We start from the raw sequence: 26,620 nt of genomic DNA, 5'->3' as shown, positions 1-26,620 counted from the left end.
GTTAACCGAACTGGCGAGCCCCCGTGAACAGCTCGTACGCCATCGTCTTGAGCCGCGACGCGTCGAGCGGGGTGACGGTCAGCCAGCCTCGATCGCGACGGAGCCCGTAGCGGCCGTCGGGGGTGTCCACCCAGGTCAGCGTCCCTTCGCCGCGTACCCAGCGGCCCTCCCACGACTTCCTGGCCGCGCCGAGCCGCCCGCCGCCGATCCGCTGCGTCGCGATCCGGACCAGCACGATGACCTCGGGTTCCCGCAGCCCGGCGTCGCGCAGGACGTCGGAGAACGCCGGCTGCCCGCCGCGCTCCCCGGCCTCGCAAGCGGCCGTGTAGTCGTCGACCCGCAGGTTGACCGAGAGGCCCCGCCCCTGCTCGCACGGCGGCAGCGCCTGCAGCAGGGTCGCGGCGACGAGCGGCTCCCGCAGCGCGGACAGCTCGACGTCGGTGCCCGAAACCCCGATCGCGACCGCGCCGCGATCGGACACGCAGCCGACGGCCCGGTACGCCGGTTCGCCGTCGAGCCGCAGGTCCAGCGTGAGTTCGCTGTTCGCGACGGTGTGCAGCAGCCGCACCAGCCCGGGCGCTGGTGAGTCGACCGTGCCGAGGCCGCGTTCGGACAGCGTCGCGCTCGCCGTGGCCACCAGTTCCGCCCGGAACTCCGGTGTCCGCCCGACATGCGGGACCTCCAGCACCGCGGGCAGTTCGTCGCGCCCGTGTGCCGACCAGAGGAGGAACAGCTCGCCGACGTGCAACCGGATCCAGTCCATCAGCGGTCGGTCCTCGGGTCTTCGCCGATGACCGGCGGCGTCACATGCCCGCCGAGCCCCCAGACGTCGGAATCCTCGACGAGATAGCCCGGGGACTTGCGGCTTTCGTTGTCCTGCTGCCCTTGCGGCGGCATCATCCCCATCGGCATCCCGCCGACGCCGCCGATCCCCGCGGCCGCGGCCCTGGCCCCGGCGACCTGGCCGGGCTGCTGCCCCGACGGGCCGAACCCGCCGGCACCCGACCGGTTGCCCTGCCCCAGATCCTGGGCGGTGCCGGCGACACCGGGCGGCGGTGCCACGGCACCGCTGCTCGCGCCGGGCTGGCGCGGCGTCTCGACCGGCTCCCGCACCTGGATCGGAGCGGCGTCATCCACGCCACTGCTGCTCGTGGAGTCGTCCGGCGGTGTCTCCGGCTTCGGGTCTGGCTTCGGGTCGGGTTCCGGCTTCGGTTCTTCGGGTTTCTCGAGGATCTTCGGCTGTTCGCCGTACGACACGAACTGAGGGACCTTCTCGTAGACCTCGCCGGAACTCCGCTGCATCCGCGTCATCACGTCGGCGGCCTGACGGTGCAGGTCCTGCGCGTTCTCGTCGGTGGGTTCGGCGACGATCCGCCCGGCTTCGGCGAAACTCCCTCCCGACGGCGACGCGGCCGACATGGCCTGCGTCGAATCCTGATCCGCGACCGGGATCGGGCGGCGCGTCGGCCTTTCCGGCAGCTTGGGCCGCGGGGCGTATCCCGGCGGCTCGGGCATCGTGCGGCGCGCGGTTTCGGCGATATCCGCCTGGCGGCGCACGCAGTTCGCGACGTTGTCGGCGCGCAGGCTCGTCTCGCTCGCCCAGTCGACGAGTTTGATCGCGACGTCGCGCGCCCGCTCCGCACCCTCGCCCGTCCAGCCGTCGGCGGTCGCGATGATGGCCGACCTCAGCTCGGAACCGATCCGGTCGAGGACCACCCCGATGGTCGCCCACTGCCCGGCGACGGCTTCCGCGCTCGCCAGGTCCAGCTCGTTGTGGACCATCTCGTAGAGCTGCCTGTGCGGGATGGTCATGTAGTCGATGTCGGCGTAGAGGCTGTCGGGGCCGGGCTCCGGGTCGGGCTCGCGCGGCGGCCACGGCATGGGCAGGATCCGCATCAGCGCTCGTCCTTCCGCTCGTGGTCGACGACGTCCTCCATGTCGAACCGGCGGGCGATCCGCTCGATGCGTTCCTGCCCCTCCTCGTCCGCGGCGACGTACAACTTCCGCGCGGCCTTCACGGTGAGCTGGAAGTCTTCGAGGACACCGGCGAAGTCCGTGAGGACGGGTACGGCGGCTTCGGTCCCCTTGGTCGCGGCGCCCTGGAAGCGTTCGCTCATCGTGTGCCCGACGAAGTTGTCGCCCAGCTTCAAGGGCGCTTTGAGCTCCGTCGAACCCTTGATCAGGGCATCGAGCTCCTGACGGGCCTTCACCAGCGCGTCGATGAGCTTCTTGGCGGCGTCCTCGGTGACCTTGACGGTCCCCTTCTTGGCATCGGTCTTGGCGGCCCGGACCTTGCTCGCCAGCGGCACCAAGGCCGGCGCCGAAGCTCCGAACGCGGCCTGTGCCGTCACGCGCGTTTCGGGTGACTGTGCCATCGGACCCCTCCCCTGTCACATCTCAGGGGAATGCTAGCGCGAACGGCGTCATCGCAGGTGGGCGTCGAACCAATTCAGCGTGCGCTGCCAGGCCTCCGCGGCCGCGTCCGGATCGGCGTCGAAACGGTGGTTGGCGCCCGGGTAGTGGACGACGTTCGTCGCGACGTTCGCCGTCGCCGCCGCGTCGCGAAGTTGCTCCACTTCGGCGCCCCCGGCCTCGTCGCCCGCGTCGCCGTACATACCGAGCCAAGGGCTGGTGAGCCGTCCGGCGATTTCGACCAGGACCGGCAGCCCGGTGACGCCCTGCCCGCCGACGCTGACCGCCGCGCCCAGCCTGCGGTTCGACGCCACGACCAGCGCGGCCGTCCCGCCGAGGTCGAAACCGACGACACCGACGAGATCCGCCTGGATTCCGCGCTCACCGAGCCACGCGAGCGTCGCGTCGGTGGCTTCGAGCAGGTCCTGCTGGGTGAGGTCGTCACGGTCGAGATGCGGGGTGACGGTGAGCCAGCCTTCGCCGGCGAGACCGGCCAGGAGCAGGCCCAGACCCTCTTCGACCTCTTCGGCCTCCTCGTGCAGCACCACGAGCCCGCCGCGGACGACACCATCCGGTTCGGCGAAGGTCAGGCGCAGCGTGTGGCCGTCGGCGTGCTGGTGTTCCACGGTGGTCGTCAGGGTCATTCCTCCATCAGACCACTCTTAGGTAAATATTCGGAGCTTGCGCTCGCGCGGGAGGATACGGTGTCGGAGCCGTCCCCCAGACGTAGGAGCGCCGAAGATGTCACCTGTTTCGCCGCGTGCGGATCTCGAATCGTTGCCGAAGTACGTCCCTGGCCGGACAATCCAGGGCGCGATCAAGCTGGCGAGCAACGAGGTCCCCGGTGGGCCGCTGCCGAGTGTGGCGCAGGCCATAGCCGAGACGGCGCAGGGCATCAACCGGTACCCGGACATCACCGCTTCCGGGCTCGTCGAGCGGCTGGCCCGCGAACTGAACGAGCCGGTCGAGCGGATCGCCGTCGGCTGCGGTTCGGTTTCCCTTTGCCAGCAGATGATCCAGGCCCTGTGCGGCCCGGGCGACGAGGTCGTCTTCCCGTGGCGTTCGTTCGAGGCGTACCCGATCGTCACGCAGGTGGCGAACGCCGTCAGCGTGAAGGTGCCGCTGACCGCCGGGCACGGGCTGGACCTGGACGCGATGCTGGCCGCGATCACGCCCAAGACGCGGCTGGTCTTCGTGTGCAACCCCAACAACCCGACCGGGACGGTCGTGCGGCGGGCGGAGCTGGAGCGCTTCCTCGACGCCGTGCCGTCGGGTGTGCTCGTCGTGCTCGACGAGGCGTACAAGGAGTTCGTGACCGACGCCGAGGTGCCGGACGGTGTCGAACTCGCGCGCGGCAGGGACAACGTCGCGGTACTGCGGACTTTCTCGAAGGCGTACGGCCTCGCCGGTCTTCGCGTGGGTTACGCGGTGGCGCCCGAAGCGATCACCGTCGCGCTGAAGCAGGTCTACGTCGCGTTCTCGGTGAACATGATCGCCCAGGCGGCGGCCATCGCCTCGCTCGACGCGGCCGACGAGCTGCTGGAACGCTGCAAGGAGATCGTCTCGGAGCGCACGCGCGTCCGGGATGCCTTGGTGGCCAAGGGTTACGAGGTGCCGGAGACGCAGGCGAACTTCGTCTGGCTGCCGCTGGGCGAGCGGACGACCGAGTTCGCGGAGCACGCGCTGGAGCGCAAGCTGATCGTGCGTCCCTTCGCGGGCGAAGGCGCGCGAGTGACCATCGGGACACCTGAGGAGAACGATCTCTTCCTCGAAGCGGCCGGGGATTTCCCGCGCTGAGCACGCTTTCGGGCGGCCCGTGCTTCGCCGACCCGCGTTTAGTGGGCTAAGTGCGGGCCGTCCTTTCGAGGGGCAAGGCAAGGGTGCCGTCGCGAAAGCCACTTTCGCGACGCCTGACGTCCCGAAAGTGGCTTTCGCGACACGAGCACCAGGCCCAGGCCGCCGAGGGAAACCCGCGTTTAGTCGGCTAAACGCGGGCCGTCCCCTACTTGAGGAGCAGCTGCACCATCGCGGCGAGACCGATCACGACGATGACGCCGCGCAGCACCTTCGGCGAGAGCTTCCGGCCGATCTTCGCGCCGATCTGGCCGCCGATCGTCGACCCGACCGCGAGCAGCGCGACCACGGGCCAGCTGACCGGCGCGATGAAGGCGTAGATCGCGCCCGCGACGATGTTCACGACCGCCGACAGGGCGTTCTTGACGCCGTTGAGCCGTTGCAGCGACTCCGACATCAGCATCCCCATCACGGCCATCATCATCACGCCCTGCGCGGCCGTGAAGTATCCGCCGTAGATGCCGATCAGGAAGATCAGGAACAGCAGGAGCGGCCCGATCTTGTGGACCGTCCCGTTCTCCTCGCGGCGCTTCGCGACCCAGGCGGCCACTCGCGGCTGGACGATCACGAGCACCACCGCGAGGCCGACCAGCGCGGGTACGACGGTCTCGAAGGCGTCCTTCGGCAGCGAGAGCAGCAGGATCGTCCCGCAGATCGCGCCGAGGAACGACGCCACCGCGAGCTTGGCGACCTGGGGCCAGTAGCCCCTGAGCTCCTCCCGGTAGCCGATCGCCCCGCTGACCGTGCCGGGAGCGAGGCCGATCGCGTTGGACGTCGTCGCCGTCAGCGGCGAGTAGCCGAGGGCGACGAGAACCGGGAAGGTCACCAGCGTGCCCGAGCCGACGACCGTGTTGATGGTGCCCGCCCAGAGCCCCGCGACGAAGATCACGACAGCGTGCCACCACGTCATAAAGCGCTCACGTCCGCACCCTAAGCACCGTTACCTCCTTTCGCGCTCCGGATGTGTCTAGTCGAACATTCAACGAGCCCGTTATGTCTCGTTCGACGGGAAGACGCAGAACTCGTCAGCCTTCGGTGTCCTCGAGAACGTCCCACTCGACGTCACCAGCTCGGCCGTGGAGCCGAAAACGTCGATGTGCATACGGGGTTCTTCACGGTCTTCGCTTCGGCCGCTCGTCGCGGTGTCGCCGGACGTAGCCCATCGCGGCGCACCACCAGTCCGCGAGGGCCTGGTGGTCGTTCGCGTCGAGACGGATGTCCTTGAACACCGCCGCCGTTCAGTTCTCCTCCGGGAGATGGGCCGCGGTGATCTCCGCGGCGACCGTCCAGCCGAGCGCCAGGTACAACGCGCGGCCCTCCTCCGTCGCGACCAGGACCGCTCGCTCCGCCCCGGCGGCGACCGCCACCTCGTCGAGCCTGCGCATGACGAATCTGCCCAGCCCTCGCCGCTGGTGCTCGGGCTCCGTCACGACCTGGTCGATCACCGCCGTGCCGCCGGCGATCGCGACCCGGCCGGTGGCCGCGCGTGAACCGTCCGGCGCGCGCACCACCACGTCGGTGACGACGCCGTCGCCGACCAGCTCCGCCCGGTACGGCTCGGGCGCGGCCATCACGGGCCGCAGCGCTATCGGGGCGCTCATCAGGTACTCCGGCGGGCCGACCTCCCACTCCGGCGGCACCGTCTTCGCCACCTCGTCCCGCGATCCGCTCACCTTCAACCACGTTCCGGGCTCGTGCAGCGAACGCGCCCGGCGCTCGACCGATCCGGCGTCCGCCAGCACATAGCGCACGCGATGCCCCGGCCGCCCGACGTCGAGCCGGTAGCCGTCCGGCTCGGCGACCGGGAGCCCGACGCCGCGCGAAAGCGCCCAGCCGTGCACCCAGGCCTTGATCAGTCCCGCCACCCCAGTCATCCCCGGATGATGACACCCCGCACCGACAATTCCGGGCGTTCCGCCGGACCTGCGAGGATGGCACCCGTGGCGGACGGCGAGCGCGAACAGGTGTGGAGTGCGACGGTCGATCATCTGCGCACGATGATCGACTCGGGCAGGCTCCCCGCCGGATCGAGACTGCCCGCCGAACGGGCGCTCTGCGAGCAGCTCGGCATCAGCCGCGGCTCGCTGCGGCAGGCGTTGCGGGTGCTGGATTCCATCGGTTACGTGCAGGTGCGGCCGGGCTCGGGTACCTACGTCCGCGAGAACCTCGACGAGCAGCCCTTGCGCGGCTGGTTCTCCGAGCACGAGCAACTGGTCGAGAAGCTGTTCGACCTGCGGACCACCGTCGAGCCGACGCTGGCCGAGCGGCTCGCGCTCGACCACACGCCACGGGTGCTCGAACGGCTGGCGGGCACCGTCGAGGAGATGGACCGGGCCGCGGCCGACGGCGACATGCTGCGCGTGATCGCGGCCGACGCCGAATTCCACCGGGTGATCGCGGAGAACGCGGGCAACGACGACGTCACCGATCTGCTGCGTTCGGTGCTGTCGCTGGTCGGCGAGGAGCGGCGGGCGGCGCTGCGGCTTCCGGGGCAGATCCGGAAGGCCGTCGACGAGCATCGCGCGATCCTCGAGGCGATCCGCGGTTCGGACGCGGCGGCCGCGCGGGAGATCACCCTGCGGCATCTGCTCGACGCCAAGACCTACGTCCACGACTACACGACGCGGGATTGACGCTTCCTTGATGGCGCGAACACCCTCGCGCGAGTATTGTTTTCAGAAGTTTGTGAAACTTCTGACGGGGGTGTGCGGTGGAGAAGGTCCGGTTCACCGAAGAAAAGGCGACCATGCTCGCCACGCTGTACGGCCGGGCGCTCGACGCCCGCAGTGATCGGCCGATCCTCGGCGACAAGGCCGCCGACGAGGCCGTCAAGCAGATCGACTACGACTTCGCTTCACTCGGCGTGAACGCCGACATGGGGCTGACCGTCGCGATGCGGGCCAAGCCGATGGACGAGTGGGCCGCGTCGTTCCTCCGGGGGCACCCGGACGCGACCGTCGTCCAGCTCGGCTGCGGGATGGACAGCCGCGTGTACCGCGTCGACCCGCCGCCTTCGGTGCGGTGGTTCGACGTCGACTACCCCGACGTCGTCGATCTGCGCTCCCGGATCTACCCCGGACGGGACGGATACCGGACCATCGGCTCGTCCGTGACGGATTTCGGCTGGCTCGACGAGATCCCGTCGGACAAACCCGGTCTGGTGATCGCCGAAGGGCTGACGATGTACCTGCGGCCGTCCGAAGGCGAGGAACTGCTGCGACGGCTGATCGCGCATTTCCCGCAGGGCGGCGAAATGGTCTTCGACATCTTCAGCACGCTGGGGATCAAGCTGCAGAAGCTGAACCCGGTGGTCCGCAAGGCCAAGGCGACGCTGTACTGGGGTATCGACGAGATCTCCGAACTGGAACGGCTCGGCTTGACGCTGGTCTCGGAGCTCGACTCGACGGATTACGCGACGCCCGAAGTGAAGGCGCGGATCTCGCCGTCGATGCGGGCGCAGCTGTGGTTCGCGGGGCTGTTCCCGGCGTTCAAGAAGATGGGGCGGATCCTGCGGATGCGGTTCTGAAAGCGGGTCAGCGGGACTCCAGCACCCGCTCGACGAACCGGTGCAGCTTGTCCTCCAGCCGGAAGACGCGTTCCTCCAGCGTCAAGGATTCGAACGGCTGCGGCACGTCCGACTTCAGCTCGCCGCGGATGTACTGGCTGCACGCCAGATTCGCGCACGCGTAGATGCCGAGCGTGTTGCCCTCCCGGCCGGATTTCCCGGCGCGGCGGCCGGAGAACAGCGCGATGTCGGACAGCGGATGTGTCGTCGTGCACAGGCCGCACATGTTGCTCAGCAGGACACGGCCCTTCGGCCGGGGAGCGGCGCGAAGGGACAGTCCGACGGTTTCCCCGCGGTACGGCAGCACGAGATACGCCCGGGAGGCGGCCTTCGGATCGCGCCAGCCGAGGAATTCCCTGTTCTCCCAAGGGATCTCTTCGGGCCGGGCGGGTAGCGTGACCCCCTTGGCCTCGCCTCGGGTGCAGTTCACGAAGGACGCCCTGATCTCGTCCTGGCCCAGCGGTTCCATACCCGCACGGTAACCACCGCACCCGAGAACGGGCGAACCGTTTTCCGCCGGAGGTCATACGATCACCGGGTGCGCGGGATGACGATGTCGAGCCGGTTCCGGCTGGTGCTCCGGACCAGTCTCGGCTTCGCCGCGCTCGGCGTCGGATCCAGTGTGTGCGGCGCCGGAGTGGTCGCGTTGCTGCTGCTCCTGCAGGGCCTGCCGAGCGAGGTCGGCGATCGCGGCTGGATCCTCAGCGTCACCGCGGCCGGCATCGTCGCGCTGGCGCTGGTCGTCGGCACCTTGTGGACGGCTTGGCTCCAGCGGCGCACGGCGGTCTGGTTCGTGTTCGGCCGCCCACCGACGAAGGCCGAGGCCGAGCGGGCGCTCCGGCTCCCGATCGACATGGGGATCGTCAGCGGGACGCTCTGGCTGATCGGCACGATCGTGCTCGGCGCGCTCGCGCGGGTGCTCGGGTCCTGGATGGACGCGCTCGGGATGGCGCTGGTGATCGGGCTCGGCGGGCTGACCACGGTCGGCCTCACCTATCTCGCCGCCGAATGGGTCGCGCGGCCGGTGATGACGATCGCGCTCAAGGTGACCCCGCCGAAGGGGACGCTCAAGGTCACCGTGCTGACCAGGGTGGTCGTCACCTGGTCGCTGGCGAGCGGCGTCCCGTTCCTCGGGGTCCTGCTGGTGGCCACGCCGCCGGATCTCGGCCAGGGCGACCACGTCGCGAGCCTGATCATGATCTCGGTGATCGGGCTGGCCGTCGGCGCGATCGGGACGGGCCTGCTCGCGAAGGCCGTCGCGACACCGCTGCACCGGCTGCGGGTCGCCCTCGACGAGATCGCGCGCGGCAACAAGGAGATCGTGGTCGAGGTCGACGACTCCAGCGAGATCGGCCTGCTCCAGACGTCGGTCAACGACCTGGCCGCCGGGCTCCGCGAGCAGGAACGCATGCGGGATCTCTTCGGCAGGCACGTGGGGGACGAGGTCGCGCGACACGCGTTGGAGTACGGCGCCTCCCTGTCGGGCGACGTGCGCGAGGTGACGGCGCTGTTCGTCGACGTCGTCGATTCGACGGCCCTGGCGAGCCGCACCCCGCCCGAAGACCTCGTGAAGATGCTCAACCGGTTCTTCACCAGCGTGGTGAACGCGGTCGGCGCGCGCGGCGGGCTGGTCAACAAGTTCCAGGGTGACGCCGCGCTCTGCGTCTTCGGCGCCCCGACCAGGCTCGCGGACGCGCCGACGGCGGCCCTTTCGGCCGCGCGGGCCATCCGGGACGCCGTGCAGGAGACCGGTGAGCTGGACCTCGGCATCGGTGTCGCGAGCGGGCGGGTGTTCGCCGGTCAGCTGGGGACCAGCAGCCGGTTCGAGTACACCGTCATCGGCGACGCGGTGAACGAGGCCGCGCGCCTGACCGAGGATGCGAAATCCGCCGACGGCCGGATCCTGGCGAGCGAGGCGGTGCTCAAGGCCGCGCTGGAGAGCGAGCGCGCGCACTGGAAGCCGTACGCGGAACTCGAGCTGCGCGGCCGCCAGGAGCCGACGCACGCCTGGGAGGCGAGCGTGCTCAGCCCGGAATGACGTCCGGCCAGCGCAGCAGCGTCGAACCCCAGGTCAGCCCGGCGCCGAAGGCTCCCATCACGACGCGGTGCCCCGGCTGGAGCGCGCCTTCCTTGGCCGCGTCGGCCAGCGCGATCGGGATCGACGCGGCGCTCGTGTTGCCCACCTTCTCGATGTTCGAGTACATCACGTCCTCCGCGAGCCCGAGCTGCTTCGCACAGGTCTGCAGGATGCGGATGTTCGCCTGGTGCCCGATGAACCGGTCGATGTCGCCGACCGCCCAGCCCGCGGAGTCCAGTACCGCGCGCGCCGATTCGGCCATGCGGGCGCAGGCGTGCCGGAAGACGGTCTGGCCCTGCATCACCAGGTAGTGGTCGCGCGGATCGTCCGACCTGCGGTTCTTCGCGCCGCCGGCCTCGACCCAGAGCAGCTCCGCGAGCGCGCCTTCGCTGTGCAGGTCGAACGGGCCGAGCGCGCCGAGCTCGTCCGGGTCGCCCGCGCGCAGCAGGACCGCGCCCGCGCCGTCGCCGAAGATCGGCACCGTGCCGCGGTCTTCGGGGTCGACGAGGGAGGTGAAGACGTCGGCGCCGATCACCAGCACGCGGCGCGCGATCCCGGCGGCGATCAGCCCGGCGCCGGTGGCGAGCCCGTAGACGAACCCGCTGCACACGGCGTTGACGTCGAACGCGGCGACACCGTTCAGCCCGAGCTCGGTCGCGACCTGCGGCGCGCTGGCCGGGCACAGCTGGTCGGCCGTGGACGTCGCGAGCACGACGGCGTCCGCCGTGGTCTCCCCCGCCGACACCAGCGCCCGGCGGCCCGCCTCGACCGCGAGGTCCACAGTGGACGTTCCGGGGTCGACGACCCGGCGTTCGGCGATGCCGGTCCGCGAGCGGATCCACTCATCGGAGGTGTCCAGCCGCTGGGCGATCTCCTCGTTGCCCACCACGCGCGGAGGCAGCCATGAGCCGAGACCGGCGAGAACGGCGGCCTGAGATGAGGGCACCAAGGAATCCTTTCGCGGGGAAATGAGAGGTCTGCCATTCACTTGTAAGCGCTACCATTCAGTAGACCCGTCAGTTGTGTTCCGGGTCACAATTCAAAGAATTCTCATCTTCTTTCCGGGAGTGACCGGGCACACGGGCCGAGCACCCGAACGGGTGACGCACACCGCGTCGTGGCGCGGCCGGAGAACGGGCGCCCTGGAGAGCCGTCCGGCTAGCCTGACCTGGTGCACACACCCGACCTCGACCGCATGGACGTCGCCATCCTCGCCTGCCTCCAGTCCGACGCCCGCACGATCGCCGAGCACATCGGCGCGAAGGTTGGTCTGTCGGCGGCCGCCGTGCAGCGGCGGATCAAGCGGCTGCGGGAGACCGGGGTGATCGAACGCGAGGTGGCGGTGCTGTCCCCGCGGGCGCTCGGGCTGTCGATGACGTTCGTGGTGATGGTCGAGATGGAACGCGAGAACCTCGCGGTCCTCGACGGGTTCCGGCGCCAGGTGCTCGCGGACGACAACGTCCAGCAGTGTTACTACGTCACCGGCAACGCGGACTTCGTGCTCGTGGTGACCTGCCGGGACATGGCGGATTTCGAGACGTTCACGCGGCGGATGTTCTTCGACAACCCGAACGTGCGGCACTTCACGACGTCGGTGGCGATGGACCGGGTCAAGACGGGACTGACGCTGCCACTGGAGCCCTGAGGGTCCAAAAAGGACTACGCGACCTCGTCACCACGGGTATCCGCCCGGACGCAAGGGGTCTGTGCCGGGCGTTACACCACTATGGACAGATGCAGCCGATAGCGTGAACGTCGTCGCAGTCGCGTCATCCGGCGTGGGTCCGGCCATCTCCTCCCCGAGACGAAAAGTTCGCGCCGCGCGAACCACGAGCACCAGAGGAGTGGCCGTGCACACCGACGCAATTCACCAGAGCCAGTTCGTTCTGCTGAACAACAGCAGCACGCCCGTCCTTTCCCGCCTGTCCTTCCACGCCGGCGAGCCGTTCGCGGTCACCGTGTCGTTCCGGACGGAGCGCGGCCGGTGGGTCGAGTGGACCTTCGCGCGTGAGCTGCTCGTCACCGGCCTCACCGACCCCGCCGGGCTCGGCGACGTCCGCGTCCGCCCCGACCTCTCGGAGGACGAGGCGCTGCTGACGCTCGAAATCGAGTCACCCGACGGTTACGCGTCGTTCGAGCTCGAACGCGAGGACGTCGAGACGTTCCTCGAGTCCACGTACGAGCTCGTCCCGCTCGGCTCCGAGAGCGAGCACTTCGACGTCGAGGCGCTGATCGAGGAGATCAGCAACGTCTGAGACCTTCCCGCGGCAAGAAGACGAAGGGCGGCCCGAGTGCGCTGGAGGCACTCGGTCCGCCCTTCGTCCTGTTCACGGTCCCCCGTCGACCGGGGCTGAGGTCAGCCGAGGACCAGGGAGGTCCCGGTCGCGGACAACGCCGGCCGCACCGGGAAGAAGTACGTCACCGAGCTGTTGCCACCGGACAACATGCCCTGGGCCTGGTTGCCCGCGATGAACGAACCGCCGGAGTCGCCCGCCTGCGAGCGGACGTTGGTGGCGGTCATGCCGTAGACCGTGCCCTCGGCGTAGCGGACGGTCTGGTTCTTGGCGCCGACGGTGCCGCAGGTCCAGCCGGTGGTCGAGCCGGACTTGCAGACCGACGCGCCGGTGGCCGCCTCGGCCGAGCCGCTCACGCGGGTGCCGTTGTTGATGACCCCGCGCGGCACCCAGTTGCTGTTGACCCGGACGTGGCCGTAGTCGTTCCCGGGGAAGCTGGCGCGGGCGAACGAGCCCATCGCGACCCGGTTGTAACCGGTCACCGTGCCGGGGCCGCAGTGGCCGGCGGTGAGGAACCCGCCGTTGACCGAGAAGCCGATCGAGCAGCGCGAGGAGCTGTTGATGTAGTAGGCGTCGCCACCGCGGACGTCGTACTTCAGGGTCGGCACCGAAGTGGTCTCGACCACCGCGACGGCGGCCTTGTCCACCTTGGTCTTCTCCAGGTACGAGTCGACGACGCCGCTCTTGCCCGGCAGGACGTTCACCGTGACACGGTTGGTCTTGGTGTCGACTCCCCAGCCGGTGATCGCGCCGTCCGCCGCGCGCTCACCCGCGTTCAGTTTGTCCACAGTGGAATCGAGCTGGGCCGCCGAGAACCGGACGAGTTCCGCCTCCGCGCCGCTGGCGAGGACCTGGCCCAGTTTCGCCGCGTCCGTGACGCCGACGCGGAGCTTGCCGGTGGCCTCGTTGTAGCTCGCGCCGCCGAAGCTGCCGGCGAGCGCCGAGGCGAGTGACTGTTCGAGCGCGCCGGCGGCGGTCTCGCTCTGGATCCGGGCGAGTGCCTGGCCGGCGGTCAGGCCGAGGTCCCGTTGCAGGGCGGGAACCATCTCGGCGTTGAGCAGAGTGTCCGAAGATGCTGAGGTCGCTGCCGCGGGGGTACCCGTGACGAGCGCGCCGGTGGCCAGTGCTGCCGTGGCGGCCACACCGAGGAGCTTCGTGATCTTCATGCTTCTCCCTCGTCATCACGCACGGCTCCGGTTCGCCATGCGATGTCCCTCCCCTGACGGGTGAGCGTTCTCGACTCGGACGAAGGGCGCAATCCGGGTCGGCGCGGGATAGGTATACCCATTCTTCGGAACGCGAATCCCCTGCTCCAGGGGCGGCCACCTAGAGCAGGCACCCGGACGGGGCCGTCCGTAAGTAGGGTTTCGAGGCAAATACCTTGCGTAGTCATGGCCACCCCCTGAACGTGGGATGACTCGCTGAATCGGGTTGGTCGCCGATGTTTCGGGTGTCCGGTGATTTTCCAACCGACGATCCGTCAGCCAACCGGTGACGCTGCGTCTCCGAACGGCCTCGCGGGGTGCCCATGGTGTCCGTGTTGGGTGGTTTACGACCGAGTAGGCAGTGCTTAGGCTCCGCAGGACAACGCACAAGATCGTGTCGGGCTCAGCGGGAACTCCCCACCGAGGAGCGCATGATGTGGCTTGCCACCCCTCGCCCGACCTCGGTTTCGGTCCGCGCCGGATCGACGGCGCTCGTGGGCCGCGACGTCGAGGTCTCGGCGATCGTGAAGATCCTGCTGCGCCGTCCCGCCGCCGTGCTGATCGAAGGCGAACCCGGGATGGGCCGCAGCAGGCTGCTCGAAGAGCTGGCCGGGCGCCGCGAGTTCGCGCCGGGCCGGGTACTGAAGGGTGCCTGCCAGCCGATGCGCGAGCCGTTCCCGTTCGGGCCGGTGCTCGAAGCGCTGCGTTCGGCGGGCGACCGGCCGCTCGGTCCGCTCAGCCCGGTCGCCGGGGTGCTGAGACCCTTGCTGCCCGAACTGGCGGAAAGCCTTCCGCCCCAACCGGAACCACTCGCCGACCCGTGCGCCGAACGGCACCGCCAGTTCCGCGCCGTCCGCGAACTCCTGATCGCCTGCGGGCCGGCGCTCGTCCTGATCGACGACCTCCAATGGGCCGACGAGGGTACCCGCGACCTCATGCGCTTCCTCGCCGCGGCCATGCCCCCCGAACTGGCCGTCGTCGCGGCGTACCGGACCGGCTCGCCGTCGGGACACGGCGGCGCGGGCATCCCGTTCCGCACCCCGCCGAACGTCCAGACCGCCCGCGTGACGCTGGGCCCGCTGGACGTCGAGGCCGTCGGGAAGCTGGCCGAGGAACTGCTGGACCTGCCGCGGGTTTCCGCGCCGTTCACCGCGAAGCTCCACGAAAGCACCGCCGGCATCCCGTTCGTGGTCGAGGAGACCCTGCGGGCGCTGCGGGACGCGGCCGGCCGCCTGCCGATCGGCGAAGTGCTGAGCGACCGGCTGCTGGAGAGCCTCGAAGTCCCGATCTCCCTGCGTGAGGCCATCACCGAACGGCTCGACGCGCTCCCCGGCCCCGCCGTCCGGCTGGCCCGCGCGGCGGCGGTGCTCGCCGTCCCGTCCGAGCCCGCGGTGATCGGCGAACTCGCCGGGCTCGACGGCGACGCGCTCCGCGCCGCCCTTTTATCCACTTTGGATGGTGGGGTCCTCGGCGAACTCGGCGGCGACCGCTACGGCTTCCGGCATCCGTTGGCCCGCAAGGCCGTCTACGACACGGTGAGCGGCCCGGAGCGCGGCCTGCTGCATTCGCGCGCCATCCAGGTGCTGGCCGATCAGCCGGTCCCGCCGCTCACCCTGCTGGCGAACCACTCGCGCGCGGCGGGGCGGACGGAACAGTGGCGCCACTACGCCGAAGCCGCCGCCGACGAGGCCATCGCCCACGGGGACACGTCACGGGCCATCGACCTGCTCCAGTCCGTGCTCGCCGACGCGGGACTCGGCGAGGACGACATCGCCCGGCTGGCCACGAAGCTCAGCCAGGTCGCGCTGCGCGGGTTCCGCCCGGACGTCATCGAGACGCTGGAGCGGATCCTCGAAGACCTCACCGACCTGCGCCCGAGCGTGCGCGGGACGATCCGGCTCAGCCTCGGGATGCTGCTGGTCCGCACGATCGGGCGCCTCGGCCGCGGGCGGGTCGAGGTGGAGAAGGCGATCACCGAGCTGGTCGACGAGCCCGAGCTGGCCGCGCGCGGGATCAACCTGCTCGCCCAGCCGATCGACGGGCTGACCCCGTTGTCGTGGCACGAGGTCTGGATGGAGCGGGCTCGCGAGGTCTTCGGCCGGATCGAGGACCCGGAACTGCGGCTCGCGCTGCTCGGCGACCGGATCTCCACCCAGGCGCATATCGGCGACGGATCGGCCTGGGCCGAGTTCACCGCGCTGCCGGACCAGGCGGGCAGCGTCGCCGAACGGGTCCAGCTGGCGCGGCTGTGGTGCAACCTCGCCGACGCGCAGTCCTGGGCGGGCCATCTGACCAGGGCGGAAAAGCTGGTCACGGAGGGGATCCGCCGCGCGACCGACGCCGGGGCGCTCTACGCCGCCGGGCTCGCGCAGGGCACCCGGGTCCGGCTCGACTGGGTGCGCGGTGACTGGTCCGGCCTCGCGGAGGCCACCGAACAGCTGCGCGACGCCTACCCCGACCTCGGCCCGATCGTCATGGAGTGCTCGCTCGTCCTCGGTGGTTTGTCCGCCGTTCGCGGGGAATTCGCCGCCGCGCAACGACATCTGACCGCGGCGAGCGTCCACGCCCCGGAGCACGGGCCCATCCCGGTCGTCCTTTCGGCCGCGGGCGTCCTGATCCGGGTGCTCCTGGCGACGGACGACGTCGACGGCGCGTGCGCGGCGGCCGACAACGCCGTCGCGGCGGCCCGGCGCAAGGGCGTCTGGGTGTGGGCGGCGGCGCTGGTCCCCGCCGCGGCCGAGGCCTACACGCGGGCCGGGCGCTGGTCGGAGGCGGACGCCGTGGTCGAGGAATTCGCCCGCGGGATCGACGGCAAGGACTCGCCGGTCTCCCGGGTCGCGCTGCTCGCCGGCCGGGCGATCCTGCTCGACGCGCGCGGCAAACATCCCGCCGCGGCAACGGTTTTCGACGAGGCCGCGGCGGGCTACGAGGCGCTGCCGATGCCGTATCAGGCGATCGGCGCCCGGGAGCGGGCGGCCCTTTCCCGGCTCAACGCGGGCCGTCACACCGCGGGCGACCGCAAGGCGATCGAGGAGCTCACGGCGGCCGCGGAGGCCTACGAGCGGCTCGGCGCGACCAGGGACGCGGGCCGCTGCCGTCACCAGCTGCGGGAACACGGCGCGTGGGCACCCTCGCAGCGCGGGCGGCGCGGCTACGGCCAGGAGCTTTCGCCCCGGGAGCTCGAGGTCGCGCGAATGCTTTCCGACGGACGGACGAACCGGGAGATAGCGGACGGATTGTTCCTCTCCCCGCGTACGGTCGAGCAGCATGTGGCCAAGGTGCTGCGGAAACTCGGGGCCCGGTCGCGGACGGACGTGGCCCGCCGGATGACGACCTACGCGCCCGCTTCGGCAGGCCGCTGAGGAAACGTCCCCTGTGGACAGTCGTCAGTCGTGAGTCCCGGCCCGGCGGGGGTGTCGCGAAAGCCACTTTCGCAACCATCAACGTTGTGAAAGTGGCTTTCGCAACGCCGGCCCCGCAAGCAAGGCGCCCAGGAACCAACGACAGAGCGGCGGCCCGCTTGCGCTCTCGCGACCCGAAGGGCGTGCCCCTGCCCGATGTCGCGAAAGCCACTTTCGGGACATCGGACGTCGCGAAAGTGGCTTTCGCGACACCCCGGCCGGGAGGGGCTCACACCCGCCGGGAGGCCGGCCGAGCAGGCCGTTCACCGTGCCCGCTATTCCTTTAGGGGCAAGAAAAGTGCCCGATCGGGCATGGTGATCCATTCCATCGGGTCCAGCCGTGTCCGTGTGGTTCCGTAGTGTCATGCGCTGTGCTAGTTTGTTTTGGCCATTAACAAAGTCGGGGCCCGGCCCCCGCGAGGGAGTAGCGCAGAAGCATGGCTGAGCGAGCCGATTTCGCGCTGGGGACCGTCGAGGCGACCGTGGTCGGGCAGGCGCTGGGCGTCGACGTCCGGTTGTTTCCGTTGCGTGTCCGCAACACTTCGATCGACCCGGAGCGCTACGCCACGGTCATCCGGAAGGTCTACACCGACCTCGAACAGCGCCGCCTGTCCATCAACGGCGAGCTGAACCAGGCCGTCCGCACCGCGTTCGCGCTGCTGGGGAACCACCGGATCACCGTCTCGATCAACGGCATCGACGGTATCGGCCAGGACATCGCCGTGCTCGCCCTCACCGACGGCAGGCAGGCGCTCGGCATCACCCAGGCCCATGGCGAAGACCTCCTGCAGTTCGCGCTCTTCTCCGACGAAGAGCTGGTCGAGGTCCTCTCCGGGGTGCTGCCGCGGATGCGCCCCGCGTCGACCGGCCGCCGCACGATCGTGCAGAAGGAGGAGCGCGCCGTCTCCGCGATGGCCGCGCGCCGTCAGGCCGAAGCCGAGTTCGACGAGGAGGAGACCGACGCGTTCGGCAACCTCCAGTTCACCGGCGTCGTCCGCGCCCGGCCGGAGGCCCCGGCCCGGCGGTCCGACGAGAGTGACGTCGAGGTCTTGGAGAAGGTGCTGTCCGGGACCCGTCTCGGCGGCGGGTACATCATCGTGAGCGGGATCGGCCGCCGCGGCGAACGGCTCCGGTCGACGCCGCTGAGCTGGCTCGACACCGAAGACGGCCGGTACCTGATCCGGACCGAGACCGACGAAGCCTCCGGCGCCGTGATCGGTCACTACGACCCGGCGAGCCAGTCGGGCGTGGCGAACGCGATCCGGGACGCCATCGCTGACATCTACTGACCCTCCGAACCGGGCGAGAGGATCCTCCGTTGACCGAGGAAGCACAAGCACTGGAGCCGGTGATCGCGGCGCGCAAGGTGGCCTTCGCGAGTGCGCGGCTCAAGGAGATGGCCAAGCAGGGCAGCTTCGCCGTCGACGAGAGCACCGGTCAGGAGATGATCCGTTCACTCCAGGGAGTGATCGACAGTCTCGAAGAGCGCTGGAGCGCGCTGACCAAGCTGCAGAAGACGCCGCCGATGAGCTCCACCGCGACCGCGCGCTGGGTGTCCCAGCACATGCACGGCACCGCGACGGACGCGCAGGGCCTGCTCACTCAGCTCGAGGCCGCGCGCGCCGAATTCCCGACCTACATCGAGGCGATCGAACTCGCCAAGCGGAACTACCGGGAACGCGACGAAGAGAACCAGCGCACCTTGAAGCGGATCGACACCGAGATCTAAGAGGAGAGACCCGTGACGGAATCCGCGGAGAAGACCGCGAAGGTCTCCGATCCCGCTTCCGAGGACTACAACCCGGACGACCCGTTCTACGACGTCACGGCCGATTCGTCGTCGGCCTATTACGTCGGGCCGCTGGCGGACGAGGCCGCGTCCGGCGACGAGATCCGGGCCGGGGCCTCGGCCGGGACGGACCTGCTGTTCAACATCCTCGGCTGGGGCGACACCGCCCTCAACGGCTTCAAGGACATCTTCACGCAGAAGATGTACGAGGGGCAGCTGGAGAAGGCGCGCGAAGGTCTCGACAAGAACCTGGAGCTCCGCCAGCCCGGCGAGCCGCCCTCCACGGTCTGGGCCAACGCCACCCACGAGCAGATGCAGGCCGCGATCGCGGATGACGCGGATCCGGCCGCGGTCGCCGAGACCTCCGAAGAGTGGGTCCGGGCGGGCAACGACCTGGCCACGCACCAGCGCAACCTGGCGAAGGCGATCAACGCGAGCACGGCCAACTGGGAGGGTGCGGGCGGCGACGCGGCCCGCGAACACCTCGCCGGTGTCGGCAAATGGCTCGGCGCGACCGCGAACGGCGCGACGCTGGCCGGGCGGCAGCAGCAGATCCACTCGCAGACCCTCAACGAGACGCAGAAGCTGATGGCGGCGAACCCGCCGGTGGCGTTCAGCGTGCAGGAGGCCAACGCCAACCTGCAGAAGATCACCGACCCGCACGTGTACATGGCGCAGCTCGGGAAGGATCTCTCGACCTTCAAGAAGCAGCAGGACGCGCGGGACCAGGCCGCGAAGGTGATGACCGACTTCGACAGCACGGTCGGCTCGGCGATCGCCACCCCCGCGTTCCCCGCCCCGCCGAAGCTGCCGACGATGCAGGCGGCCAGGCAGGTGCAGGGCACGCCCATCGGCGGTGGCGCGGGTTCGCCCGCCGGCACGCTTCGCGACCGGATGGCGGTCGAAGGTACCGAGGCCACCCCCTTCACCGCGGCCACGGAACGTACGCGCCCGGACGGCCTCGTCGCTTCGATGGACGGCACGCCGCAGGGCGTGACCGGTGGCCCCGGCGGCGTGTCGCCGTTCAACTCGCCGAGCGGAGGACCGGGCGGCGGACCCGGTGGACCCGGCGGCGGCCCTGGCGGCTTCCCCGGTGGTGGCGGCCCGGGCAGTGGTGGTCCCGGCTCCAGTCCGGTCATGCCGAACATCGGCGTCCCGAACGGGCCGTCCGGCGGCGAGACCTACAAACCCGCGGCGTCGACGAGCCCCCATCTCCCGAACATGCCCAAGATCGACGACAGCACGCGCACCACGGGCTACACCCCGCCGTCCGTGACGCCGCCGTCGTTCACCCCGCCGAACATCCCCATCCCGGAGAGCGGCGGCCCCCGGCCCGGTGGCGGTCTTCCGTTCACCCCGCCCAACATCCCCATCCCGAACGGGCCCAACAACAGCGGGCCGAGGCCGGTCATGCCGAACATCCCGCCGATGCCGCGTCCCGGCGGGATCGGCGAGCGGCTCACCGGTCCCTCGTTCCCGGACGGCAACTCCTACAAGGGCACGCCGTACAACGCGCCGAAGCTCGGCATGCCGAACCTGCCGAACATCCCCGGCGGTGGTGGCACCGGCGGTACCAGCGGCTTCGGTGGTGGCGGTGGCGGCGGTACCGGCGCCGGCGGCGCGGGTGCCGGCGGTGTCGGCGGCGCCGGCCGGGCGACGGGCTCGCTCGGCATGGGCGGTGCCTTCGGCGCGGGCGCGGTGGACGCCGACGGGGCCGCGGCCCGTGCGGCGGGCTCCGGCGGCAAGCCGGGTACGCCCGGCGGCATGGCCCCGATGGGCGGCATGGCCCCCGCCGCGGGCAAGGGACAGGGCCAGGAGGACAAGGAGCACAAGGTCGCCGACTACGTCGAGTCCGACGACCCGTCCTTCTTCGCCGCCGACGAGGTCGTGGCGCCGCCGGTGATCGGCGACTGGAAGAACAAGGACTGGAAGTGACGGCTTCGTTCGAGGTCGACCCGGACGACCTGACCGCGCACGCGAGCCATCTCGAAGGGCTCGTCGACCGGCTGAACACCGCGCACGGCGCGACCGGTTCGGCGATGTCCGCGGACGCGTACGGCCTGCTGTGCGCGTTCCTGCCGCCGATCGTCAACCCGGCGGGCGAACGCGCGGCGGAGACGATCAAGGCGGCCGCGGAAGGTATCCAGTCGACGGCGGACAACGTCCGCACCGCTGCCAAGTCCTATGTAGACGGTGACAAGACCAACGCGGAACCGTTCAAGGCGGACTTCAAGGCACTGGACATCGGAGGAAAGCAGTGACCGGCGGGAACGAGCTCGGCGAGCTCATGCTGGACCCCGACGAGGCCCAGCGCAAAATGGACCGATGGGCCGCGGGACTGGAAGAGAAGGCCCAGCGTTACGCGGCCGCGCAGGAGCGGACGGAGCAGCTGCGGCTGACCGCGTCCAGCTCCGACGGCGCCGTCAAGGTCACCGTCGGGGCGGACGGCGGCGTGACGGACATCGAGTTCGGGAACAAGGCCAGGACGTATCCGCTGGAGGAGCTGTCGCGGCAGATCCTCCAGACCATGCACCAGGCCCAGTCCGGGATCGCGAACCAGGTCGCCGAGGTCATGCAGGAATCGCTCGGCGACGAGGACCAGGAGACCAGGGCGCTGATGATCGGCACCCTGCGCAGCCGCTTCCCCGAGATGGAAGAGGAAGAGTCCCCGGACCCGCCCGCTCCTCCCGCGCCGTCCGCCGATACGCCGCCCGCGCCTCGCGACAAGCGTCACGAAGCGCCGGACGACGAGGAAAACTCGCCCTGGTGAGTTCCTCGTCCCTTGAAACATCAGAAAGGTCGTCGTGGGTAACCCGCTTGTCGCCGAGGTAAAGGACTCGACGAAGGCGTACACCGGCTCGTCACTGCTGGAGTCGGCGTTCGAACTGAAGTCGGCCATCGAAAGCGGCGACTGGGCCTCGGTGGCGCTGGGCGCGGTCGGGACCGCGCTCGACGCGCTGTCGATGGCGATGGATCCCTTCGGCGCGATCCTCGCGAACGGTGTCGGCTGGCTGATGGAGCACGTCGGCCCGCTCAAGGAGGCGCTCGACGCGCTCACCGGCAACGCCGACGAGATCGCCGCGAACGCCGAGACCTGGATGAACATCGCGACCGAACTCGGCGACGTCGGCGCGGATCTGGCCGGGATGGTCTCCGCCGATCTGCAGAGCTGGACGGGAACCTCGGCCGACGCTTACCGCGCGCAGGCCAAGGACACGGTCACGCTGCTGGAGTCGGCGAAGGCCGGTTGCGAGGGCGCCTCCAGCGGAGTGAAGACGGCGGGCGAGGTCGTCGCCGCCATCCGCGCGCTGGTGCGTGACATCATCGCCGAGCTGATCGGACATCTGATCAGCTGGGCGCTCCAGGTGTTGTTCACCCTCGGGATCGGGCTGACCTGGGTGGTCCCGCAGGTGGTCAACGCGGTGGCGAAGACCGCGAGCAAGATCGCGAACCTGACGAAGAAGACCGTCAAGGCGCTCCAGGCGCTGATGCCGCTGCTGAAGCGAGCGGACGACCTGTTCGACAGCGCGGCGAAGGCACTGAAAAAGCTCCAGCCGGGCAAGGGCGCGCCCGCGCCGAAGCCGAACAAGCTGGACGAGGGCACGACGCCCAAGAGCAGCCCCGACGGCGGGGGTACTTCGCCGTCCGGCGCGGGGCCCGGCAAGAGCGATCCGCCGCCGGTGAAGTCGGATCCACCTCCGCCGCCGAAGAACGAGACCCCGGACGGATCGACCACGCCGTCCGGCTCGCCGCCTCCGCCGCCCAAGGACCGCGGCGCCCCGAAACCCGAGACGAACAACCGGATCAAGGACAACGAAACCACCCCGGGGGACCGCGTCCCGCCCAAGGACCGCGGCGGCTGCGGCGACCCGATCGACGTCGCGACCGGCTCGATGATGCTTACGCAGGACGACGTCGTGTTCGCCGGCGTCCTCCCGCTGACCGTGTCGCGGACGCATCTCTCGTCGTACCGGCTCGGCCGGTTCTTCGGCGCTTCGTGGGCGTCCACTGTGGACCAGCGGATCGAGGTCGAGGACGACGGCCTGCACCTCGCGCTCGCCGACGGGACGCTTTTGTCCTATCCGGTCCCGGTTTCCGGCCCCGTCCTCCCGGAATTCGGGCAGCGACTCCCGCTGTCCAAAGTGGACGACGGCTACGCGGTGACCACTCCCGACGGGATGCTGCTCTTCGCCGGCCCTGGCGATTCCCTTCCCCTGCGCGCGATCGTGGACGGCGACGGCCACCGGATCTCGGTGCACTACGACGACAACGGCGTCCCCCGCGAGCTGGAGCATTCCGCGGGCTACCGCCTGCTCGTCGAGTCGAAGGACGGGCTCATCACCGCCCTTCGGCTTCCTGGAGCGGAAACCGCGCTGCGGAGCTATCGGTACGACGAGCGGCGCCGTCTGGTGGAAATCACCGACGTCGCCGGGCAGCCCCTGCGGTTCACCTATGACGCCGAAGGCCGGATCGTGCGCTGGGAGGACATCGACGGGCGCTGGTACGGATACGGCTTCGACTCCGAAGGCCGCGTCGTGCGGGCACAGGGCACCGGCGGCTTCCTCGACGTCGATATCGAGTACGACCGCGAAAACCTGGTCACCTCGGTCACGAACTCGCTCGGGCACGTCACCCGGTATCAGCTCGACGAACTGCACCGGATCGTCGCGGAGACCGACCCGCTGGGCAACACCACGCGGTACGAGATCGACCGCTTCGGCAAGCTGCTCAGCCGCACCGACGCCTTGGGCCGCACCACGCGGTGGGAAATGGACGACGACGGGAACGTCGTCACCGTGCTGCAGCCCGACGGCGGCCGCGCGCTCGCCGAGTACGCCGCTCCGGGCCGCTGGATCAGCCGGACCGGGCCGGACGGCGCCGTCTGGCGCCGCGAGTACGACGAGCGGGGAAAGCTCGTGCGGGCCACGGATCCGACCGGCGCCGTCACCACCTACGGCTACGACGACGCGGGCAACGTCGCGGTCGTGACCGACGCGCTCGGCGGCGTCACCCTGATCGAGTCGAACTCCGCGGGCCTGCCGGTCGCCGTCACCGACCCGCTCGGCGCGGTCACGCGGTACACCTACGACGAGTTCGGGCGGACCATCTCGGTCACCGACCCGCTCGGCGGTGTCACCCGGACGAAGTGGGACGGCTTCGGCGAGATCGCCGAGCAGATCGACCCGGACGGCTCGGTGTGGCGCTGGAACCGCACCACGGCGGGTTCGGCCGACGAAGCCGTGGACGCCCGCGGGCACGCGGTGCGCACCGAGTACTCGCAGTTCGACCTGCCCACCGCCGAAATCGGCCCGGACGGCGATCGACTGTCCTATGTGTACGACACCGAGCTGCGGCTGGTTTCGGTCACCAACGAACACGGTCTCGTCTGGCGCTACGACTACGACCCCGCCGGAAACCTGGTGGGCGAGACCGATTTCAACGGCCGCACCACCCGCTACGGCTACGACGCCGCGGGGCAACTGGTGTCGCGCACCAACAGTCTCGGCCAGACGGTCACCATCGAACGCGACGCGCTCGGCCGCGTCGTCGGCCGCCGCGCGGGCGACGACGTCGCGACGTTCACCTACGACGGCGCCGACCGGATGACCTCGGCGCGCAACGCGCATTCCGAAGTCACCATCGCCTACGACGCGCTGGGCCGGATCGTCTCGGAAGCGCTCAACGGCCGTGCCGTCCTCTCGGAGTACGACGCCATCGGCCGTCGCGTCGCGCGGCGCACGCCGTCGGGCGCCGAGTCGTTCTTCGCCTACGACGCGGCGAGCCGCCCCGTCGCGCTGCGAACGGCCGGGCGCACCCTGCGTTTCGAGTACGACCCGGCGGGCCGGGAAGTGTCGCGGCGGCTCGAAGGCACGCCGGTCGAGCTGCGCCAGGGCTGGGACGCCGCCGACCGGCTGACCTCCCAGACCGTGTCCACCGGCCGGGGTGTCGTGCAGCACCGCGAGTACGGCTACCTGCGGGACGGGCTCGTTTCGTCGATCTCGGATTCGCTGTCCGGGCCGCGTTCGCTGCGGGTCGACCGGGCCGGCCGCGTGGTCGACGTCCAGGGACAGGGCTGGCGCGAGGGCTACGGCTACAACCTCGCGGGCGCGATCACGCAGGCGGGCTGGCCGGGCGCGGATCCGGCCGTCGGACCGCGGCGCTACCAGGGCACCCTGATGACCGGCGCCGGATCGACGTCGTACCTGCACGACACCGAAGGCCGCACGATCGCGCGCCGGGAACCCGGACGCGCCTGGACTTACCAGTGGAACTCAGACGACCGGCTCACCGGCGTCGTCACCCCCGACGGTGAGCGCTGGCTTTACCACTACGACGCGCTCGGACGGCGGATCGCCAAGCAGCACCTCGACGTCCACGGCCGGATCCTCGAACAGATCGACTTCACCTGGGACGGCACGAACCTCGCCGAGGAGATCCGCGGCGGGACCGCCGTCGTCTGGGACCTGGAGCCGGGCACGGAACGACCGATCACGCAGGTCGAACGGATCCCCGGACAGGACGCCCGGTTCCACGCCATCGTCACCGATCTCGTCGGATCACCGAGCGAACTGCTCGACGAGGCGGGCGACGTCGCCTGGCATCTGCACACGTCGTTGTGGGGCAAGGTGCTTTCGCCGCCGGGGCGGGCGTACACGCCGCTGCGCTTCCCCGGCCAGTACCACGACCCGGAAACCGGGCTGCACTACAACTTCAAGCGCTACTACGACCCGGCCACCGGGCGGTACCTCTCGCACGACCCGCTCGGCCTCGAACCGGCGTCGGACTCGCTGGCCTACGTCGGCAACCCGACGGACCTGATCGACCCGCTCGGCCTGGCGCCGACGCGACCGAAGACGGGCACCTGCGGCAAGGGGACCCGCGGGGGCGGCGGCAAGACGAAATCGCCGGGCAACCGGGTCACCAAGCCGAAGCCGGCACCGGGGCCGAAGAAGCCGCGGCGCCCGCCGCAGAGCTACCTCGACGGCACGCACGGCGCGAAGAAGCGTGAGCAGAACCGGCTCACGGCGAAGTACGACAACGAACTCAAGGGCGACGGCCGGGACAAGGTCTCCGGAGATTCCCACGAATCCGAGCACCCGGTCCCCTACGAGGCGATCGGCCGTGGCAGTGGTGGCGCACGGGGTTCGAGTCACGAGCAAAAGGACCTGGAGAACCACGCTTGGGCGTATCAGGAGGCCAAACCCGCGCACGCGTCGCATATCGGTACCGGTAACAAGGGCGACCAGGACCTGACCGAAGGTTCGGCGAAGCCGAGCGGCTTCAAGAACAGTCAGGACTACCGCGACTCCGAGCGCAACGCGCTGGAAGGCGGCGACGCGAACACCGCGATCCAGCTCAACCAGCTCGACTACGCGTTCCGGGACGGGTTCAAGAACACCGACGGCACCCTCGACGGCAAGATCGCGGACGACTCGTACCACAAGATGATCGACGACGCGCATGCCAGCGGTAAGGGCCTCACCTACTCGACCGGTCCCGGTACGACCGCGACCACGCCGCCGCTGTCCAGCCACGACGTCAAGGAACTGCACATGGCCCGGGACACCATCCGGGACGGCGACTGGCCCGAGGAGATGAAGCGGCAGAACCGCGAGACCTACGAGCAGGAAGTCGATCGGATCCACGACAACTACCCGGAACCGAGCGCGGCCGACCGGGCGAAGTACCAGACCGGCGAGGGCGGCTGGGGCGACCTGGATTACGGCAAGAAGGACCCGAACGCGATGGACGTCGACTGACGCGTTTCGTCCTCTGGATACGGTATTAGAGGGGTAAGCCGAATGTTGCGTCTTGCCTGCCGGGGAGCGGCCAGCCGGGCTGATCGTGACCGCACTGTCCACAAGGGACACCAGGGGCGCGCCCGATGCCCGATTTGGGCGCTTCGTGCGAGGTCACCGCACCCTGCCGGTCCGTGAAGGCCTGTCGAACACGTCGCGAAAGCCACTTTCGGGACATCAGGCGTCCCGAAAGTGGCTTTCGCGACACGGGCGCCTGCGGTGAG

23 protein-coding genes are annotated in these 26,620 nt (G+C 70.0%); 13 read left to right on the top strand and 10 right to left on the bottom strand.

Going from position 1 to position 26,620, the window contains the following annotated elements; all coding sequences use genetic code 11:
- Position 1 precedes the first annotated feature (1 nt).
- The 4 genes from NQK81_RS27165 to NQK81_RS27150 are packed head-to-tail and all read right to left on the bottom strand — an operon-like array spanning position 2 to position 3,056.
- Complete coding sequence (locus NQK81_RS27165; protein ID WP_257483752.1) at positions 2 to 763, bottom strand: ESX secretion-associated protein EspG; 762 nt, start codon at positions 761 to 763, stop codon at positions 2 to 4.
- Entirely contained in the window at positions 763 to 1,896 is a 1,134-nt protein-coding gene (locus NQK81_RS27160) for a PPE domain-containing protein (protein WP_257483751.1), read from the bottom strand. The genes NQK81_RS27165 and NQK81_RS27160 overlap by 1 nt, the downstream gene beginning before the upstream one ends.
- On the bottom strand, positions 1,896 to 2,375 hold the full coding sequence (locus NQK81_RS27155; RefSeq protein WP_257483750.1) for a hypothetical protein: 480 nt from the start codon (positions 2,373 to 2,375) through the stop codon (positions 1,896 to 1,898). The genes NQK81_RS27160 and NQK81_RS27155 overlap by 1 nt, the downstream gene beginning before the upstream one ends.
- 48 nt (positions 2,376 to 2,423) lie before the next feature.
- Positions 2,424 to 3,056, bottom strand: a complete 633-nt coding sequence (locus NQK81_RS27150; RefSeq protein ID WP_034319814.1) for a dienelactone hydrolase family protein — start codon at positions 3,054 to 3,056, stop codon at positions 2,424 to 2,426.
- 97 nt (positions 3,057 to 3,153) lie between these two features.
- On the opposite strand from NQK81_RS27150, the gene hisC reads away from it, so the two are divergent.
- Positions 3,154 to 4,209, top strand: a complete 1,056-nt coding sequence (hisC, locus tag NQK81_RS27145; RefSeq protein WP_192747552.1) for a histidinol-phosphate transaminase — start codon at positions 3,154 to 3,156, stop codon at positions 4,207 to 4,209.
- Positions 4,210 to 4,414: 205 nt separating this feature from the next.
- Here the strand turns inward: hisC and NQK81_RS27140 are convergent, their stop codons facing one another.
- From NQK81_RS27140 to NQK81_RS27135, 3 genes are all read right to left on the bottom strand, one after another.
- Positions 4,415 to 5,176: a sulfite exporter TauE/SafE family protein gene (locus NQK81_RS27140; protein WP_126732384.1), complete on the bottom strand. Its 762-nt coding sequence runs from the start codon at positions 5,174 to 5,176 to the stop codon at positions 4,415 to 4,417.
- A gap of 202 nt (positions 5,177 to 5,378) precedes the next feature.
- Entirely contained in the window at positions 5,379 to 5,495 is a 117-nt protein-coding gene (locus NQK81_RS45435) for a VOC family protein (protein WP_371878813.1), read from the bottom strand.
- A gap of 9 nt (positions 5,496 to 5,504) precedes the next feature.
- On the bottom strand, positions 5,505 to 6,131 hold the full coding sequence (locus tag NQK81_RS27135; RefSeq protein WP_126732577.1) for a GNAT family N-acetyltransferase: 627 nt from the start codon (positions 6,129 to 6,131) through the stop codon (positions 5,505 to 5,507).
- A 75-nt stretch (positions 6,132 to 6,206) separates the two neighbouring features.
- Here NQK81_RS27135 and NQK81_RS27130 point away from each other — a divergent pair, with 75 nt between their 5' ends.
- Positions 6,207 to 6,899, top strand: coding sequence for a FadR/GntR family transcriptional regulator (locus tag NQK81_RS27130; protein ID WP_257483749.1), 693 nt, complete (start codon positions 6,207 to 6,209; stop codon positions 6,897 to 6,899).
- A gap of 77 nt (positions 6,900 to 6,976) precedes the next feature.
- On the top strand, positions 6,977 to 7,792 hold the full coding sequence (locus tag NQK81_RS27125) for a class I SAM-dependent methyltransferase (protein WP_257483748.1): 816 nt from the start codon (positions 6,977 to 6,979) through the stop codon (positions 7,790 to 7,792).
- A gap of 7 nt (positions 7,793 to 7,799) precedes the next feature.
- Here the strand turns inward: NQK81_RS27125 and NQK81_RS27120 are convergent, their stop codons facing one another.
- Positions 7,800 to 8,300 (bottom strand): FBP domain-containing protein, encoded by a 501-nt coding sequence (locus tag NQK81_RS27120; RefSeq protein WP_126732387.1) that lies wholly within the window; start codon positions 8,298 to 8,300, stop codon positions 7,800 to 7,802.
- Positions 8,301 to 8,384: 84 nt separating this feature from the next.
- On the opposite strand from NQK81_RS27120, the gene NQK81_RS27115 reads away from it, so the two are divergent.
- Positions 8,385 to 9,869: an adenylate/guanylate cyclase domain-containing protein gene (locus tag NQK81_RS27115; RefSeq protein ID WP_257489857.1), complete on the top strand. Its 1,485-nt coding sequence runs from the start codon at positions 8,385 to 8,387 to the stop codon at positions 9,867 to 9,869.
- On the opposite strand, the gene NQK81_RS27110 is transcribed toward NQK81_RS27115, so the two are convergent.
- Complete coding sequence (locus NQK81_RS27110) at positions 9,856 to 10,854, bottom strand: beta-ketoacyl-ACP synthase III (RefSeq protein ID WP_257483747.1); 999 nt, start codon at positions 10,852 to 10,854, stop codon at positions 9,856 to 9,858. The genes NQK81_RS27115 and NQK81_RS27110 overlap by 14 nt on opposite strands.
- A gap of 225 nt (positions 10,855 to 11,079) precedes the next feature.
- On the opposite strand from NQK81_RS27110, the gene NQK81_RS27105 reads away from it, so the two are divergent.
- Together NQK81_RS27105 and NQK81_RS27100 are read left to right on the top strand one after the other, a co-directional pair.
- Positions 11,080 to 11,553 carry an Lrp/AsnC family transcriptional regulator gene (locus tag NQK81_RS27105; protein WP_125679070.1) on the top strand — a complete coding sequence of 158 codons (474 nt, stop codon included), beginning with the start codon at positions 11,080 to 11,082 and terminating at the stop codon, positions 11,551 to 11,553.
- Between the two features lie 205 nt (positions 11,554 to 11,758).
- Positions 11,759 to 12,163, top strand: a complete 405-nt coding sequence (locus NQK81_RS27100) for an SsgA family sporulation/cell division regulator (protein WP_034319994.1) — start codon at positions 11,759 to 11,761, stop codon at positions 12,161 to 12,163.
- Positions 12,164 to 12,264: 101 nt separating this feature from the next.
- Here the strand turns inward: NQK81_RS27100 and NQK81_RS27095 are convergent, their stop codons facing one another.
- Positions 12,265 to 13,368: a S1 family peptidase gene (locus tag NQK81_RS27095; protein WP_257483746.1), complete on the bottom strand. Its 1,104-nt coding sequence runs from the start codon at positions 13,366 to 13,368 to the stop codon at positions 12,265 to 12,267.
- 473 nt (positions 13,369 to 13,841) lie between these two features.
- On the opposite strand from NQK81_RS27095, the gene NQK81_RS27090 reads away from it, so the two are divergent.
- From NQK81_RS27090 to NQK81_RS27060, 7 genes are all read left to right on the top strand, one after another.
- Complete coding sequence (locus NQK81_RS27090; RefSeq protein ID WP_257483745.1) at positions 13,842 to 16,769, top strand: helix-turn-helix transcriptional regulator; 2,928 nt, start codon at positions 13,842 to 13,844, stop codon at positions 16,767 to 16,769.
- 476 nt (positions 16,770 to 17,245) lie between these two features.
- Positions 17,246 to 18,097 (top strand): ESX secretion-associated protein EspG, encoded by an 852-nt coding sequence (locus tag NQK81_RS27085; RefSeq protein ID WP_257483744.1) that lies wholly within the window; start codon positions 17,246 to 17,248, stop codon positions 18,095 to 18,097.
- A 29-nt stretch (positions 18,098 to 18,126) separates the two neighbouring features.
- Positions 18,127 to 18,537 carry a hypothetical protein gene (locus tag NQK81_RS27080; RefSeq protein WP_257483743.1) on the top strand — a complete coding sequence of 137 codons (411 nt, stop codon included), beginning with the start codon at positions 18,127 to 18,129 and terminating at the stop codon, positions 18,535 to 18,537.
- Positions 18,538 to 18,549: 12 nt separating this feature from the next.
- Positions 18,550 to 20,532, top strand: coding sequence for a hypothetical protein (locus NQK81_RS27075; RefSeq protein ID WP_257483742.1), 1,983 nt, complete (start codon positions 18,550 to 18,552; stop codon positions 20,530 to 20,532).
- Complete coding sequence (locus NQK81_RS27070; RefSeq protein WP_257483741.1) at positions 20,529 to 20,858, top strand: type VII secretion target; 330 nt, start codon at positions 20,529 to 20,531, stop codon at positions 20,856 to 20,858. Before NQK81_RS27075 ends, NQK81_RS27070 begins: the two co-directional genes overlap by 4 nt.
- Positions 20,855 to 21,367, top strand: a complete 513-nt coding sequence (locus NQK81_RS27065; RefSeq protein WP_257483740.1) for a YbaB/EbfC family nucleoid-associated protein — start codon at positions 20,855 to 20,857, stop codon at positions 21,365 to 21,367. Before NQK81_RS27070 ends, NQK81_RS27065 begins: the two co-directional genes overlap by 4 nt.
- Positions 21,368 to 21,401: 34 nt before the next feature.
- On the top strand, positions 21,402 to 26,357 hold the full coding sequence (locus tag NQK81_RS27060) for an RHS repeat-associated core domain-containing protein (RefSeq protein ID WP_257483739.1): 4,956 nt from the start codon (positions 21,402 to 21,404) through the stop codon (positions 26,355 to 26,357).
- Positions 26,358 to 26,620: the final 263 nt, after the last annotated feature.

Source organism: Amycolatopsis roodepoortensis, from assembly GCF_024628825.1.
In the GTDB taxonomy this organism is placed as follows: Bacteria; Actinomycetota; Actinomycetes; order Mycobacteriales; family Pseudonocardiaceae; genus Amycolatopsis; species Amycolatopsis roodepoortensis.
The sequence above is the reverse complement of the archived record's forward strand: the minus strand, read 5'-3'. Positions and strand labels throughout refer to the sequence as shown.

Excerpts from the sequence above, each read along its gene's own strand:
- NQK81_RS27085 (WP_257483744.1), top strand. The coding sequence starts at position 17,246 with ATGGCTGAGCGAGCCGATTTCGCGCTGGGGACCGTCGAGGCGACCGTG.
- NQK81_RS27090 (WP_257483745.1), top strand. The coding sequence starts at position 13,842 with ATGTGGCTTGCCACCCCTCGCCCGACCTCGGTTTCGGTCCGCGCCGGA.
- NQK81_RS27155 (WP_257483750.1), bottom strand. The coding sequence starts at position 2,375 with ATGGCACAGTCACCCGAAACGCGCGTGACGGCACAGGCCGCGTTCGGA.
- NQK81_RS27150 (WP_034319814.1), bottom strand. The coding sequence starts at position 3,056 with ATGACCCTGACGACCACCGTGGAACACCAGCACGCCGACGGCCACACG.
- NQK81_RS27095 (WP_257483746.1), bottom strand. The coding sequence starts at position 13,368 with ATGAAGATCACGAAGCTCCTCGGTGTGGCCGCCACGGCAGCACTGGCC.
- NQK81_RS27115 (WP_257489857.1), top strand. The coding sequence starts at position 8,385 with ATGTCGAGCCGGTTCCGGCTGGTGCTCCGGACCAGTCTCGGCTTCGCC.
- NQK81_RS27140 (WP_126732384.1), bottom strand. The coding sequence starts at position 5,176 with ATGACGTGGTGGCACGCTGTCGTGATCTTCGTCGCGGGGCTCTGGGCG.
- hisC (WP_192747552.1), top strand. The coding sequence starts at position 3,154 with ATGTCACCTGTTTCGCCGCGTGCGGATCTCGAATCGTTGCCGAAGTAC.
- NQK81_RS27120 (WP_126732387.1), bottom strand. The coding sequence starts at position 8,300 with ATGGAACCGCTGGGCCAGGACGAGATCAGGGCGTCCTTCGTGAACTGC.
- NQK81_RS27160 (WP_257483751.1), bottom strand. The coding sequence starts at position 1,896 with ATGCGGATCCTGCCCATGCCGTGGCCGCCGCGCGAGCCCGACCCGGAG.
- NQK81_RS27165 (WP_257483752.1), bottom strand. The coding sequence starts at position 763 with ATGGACTGGATCCGGTTGCACGTCGGCGAGCTGTTCCTCCTCTGGTCG.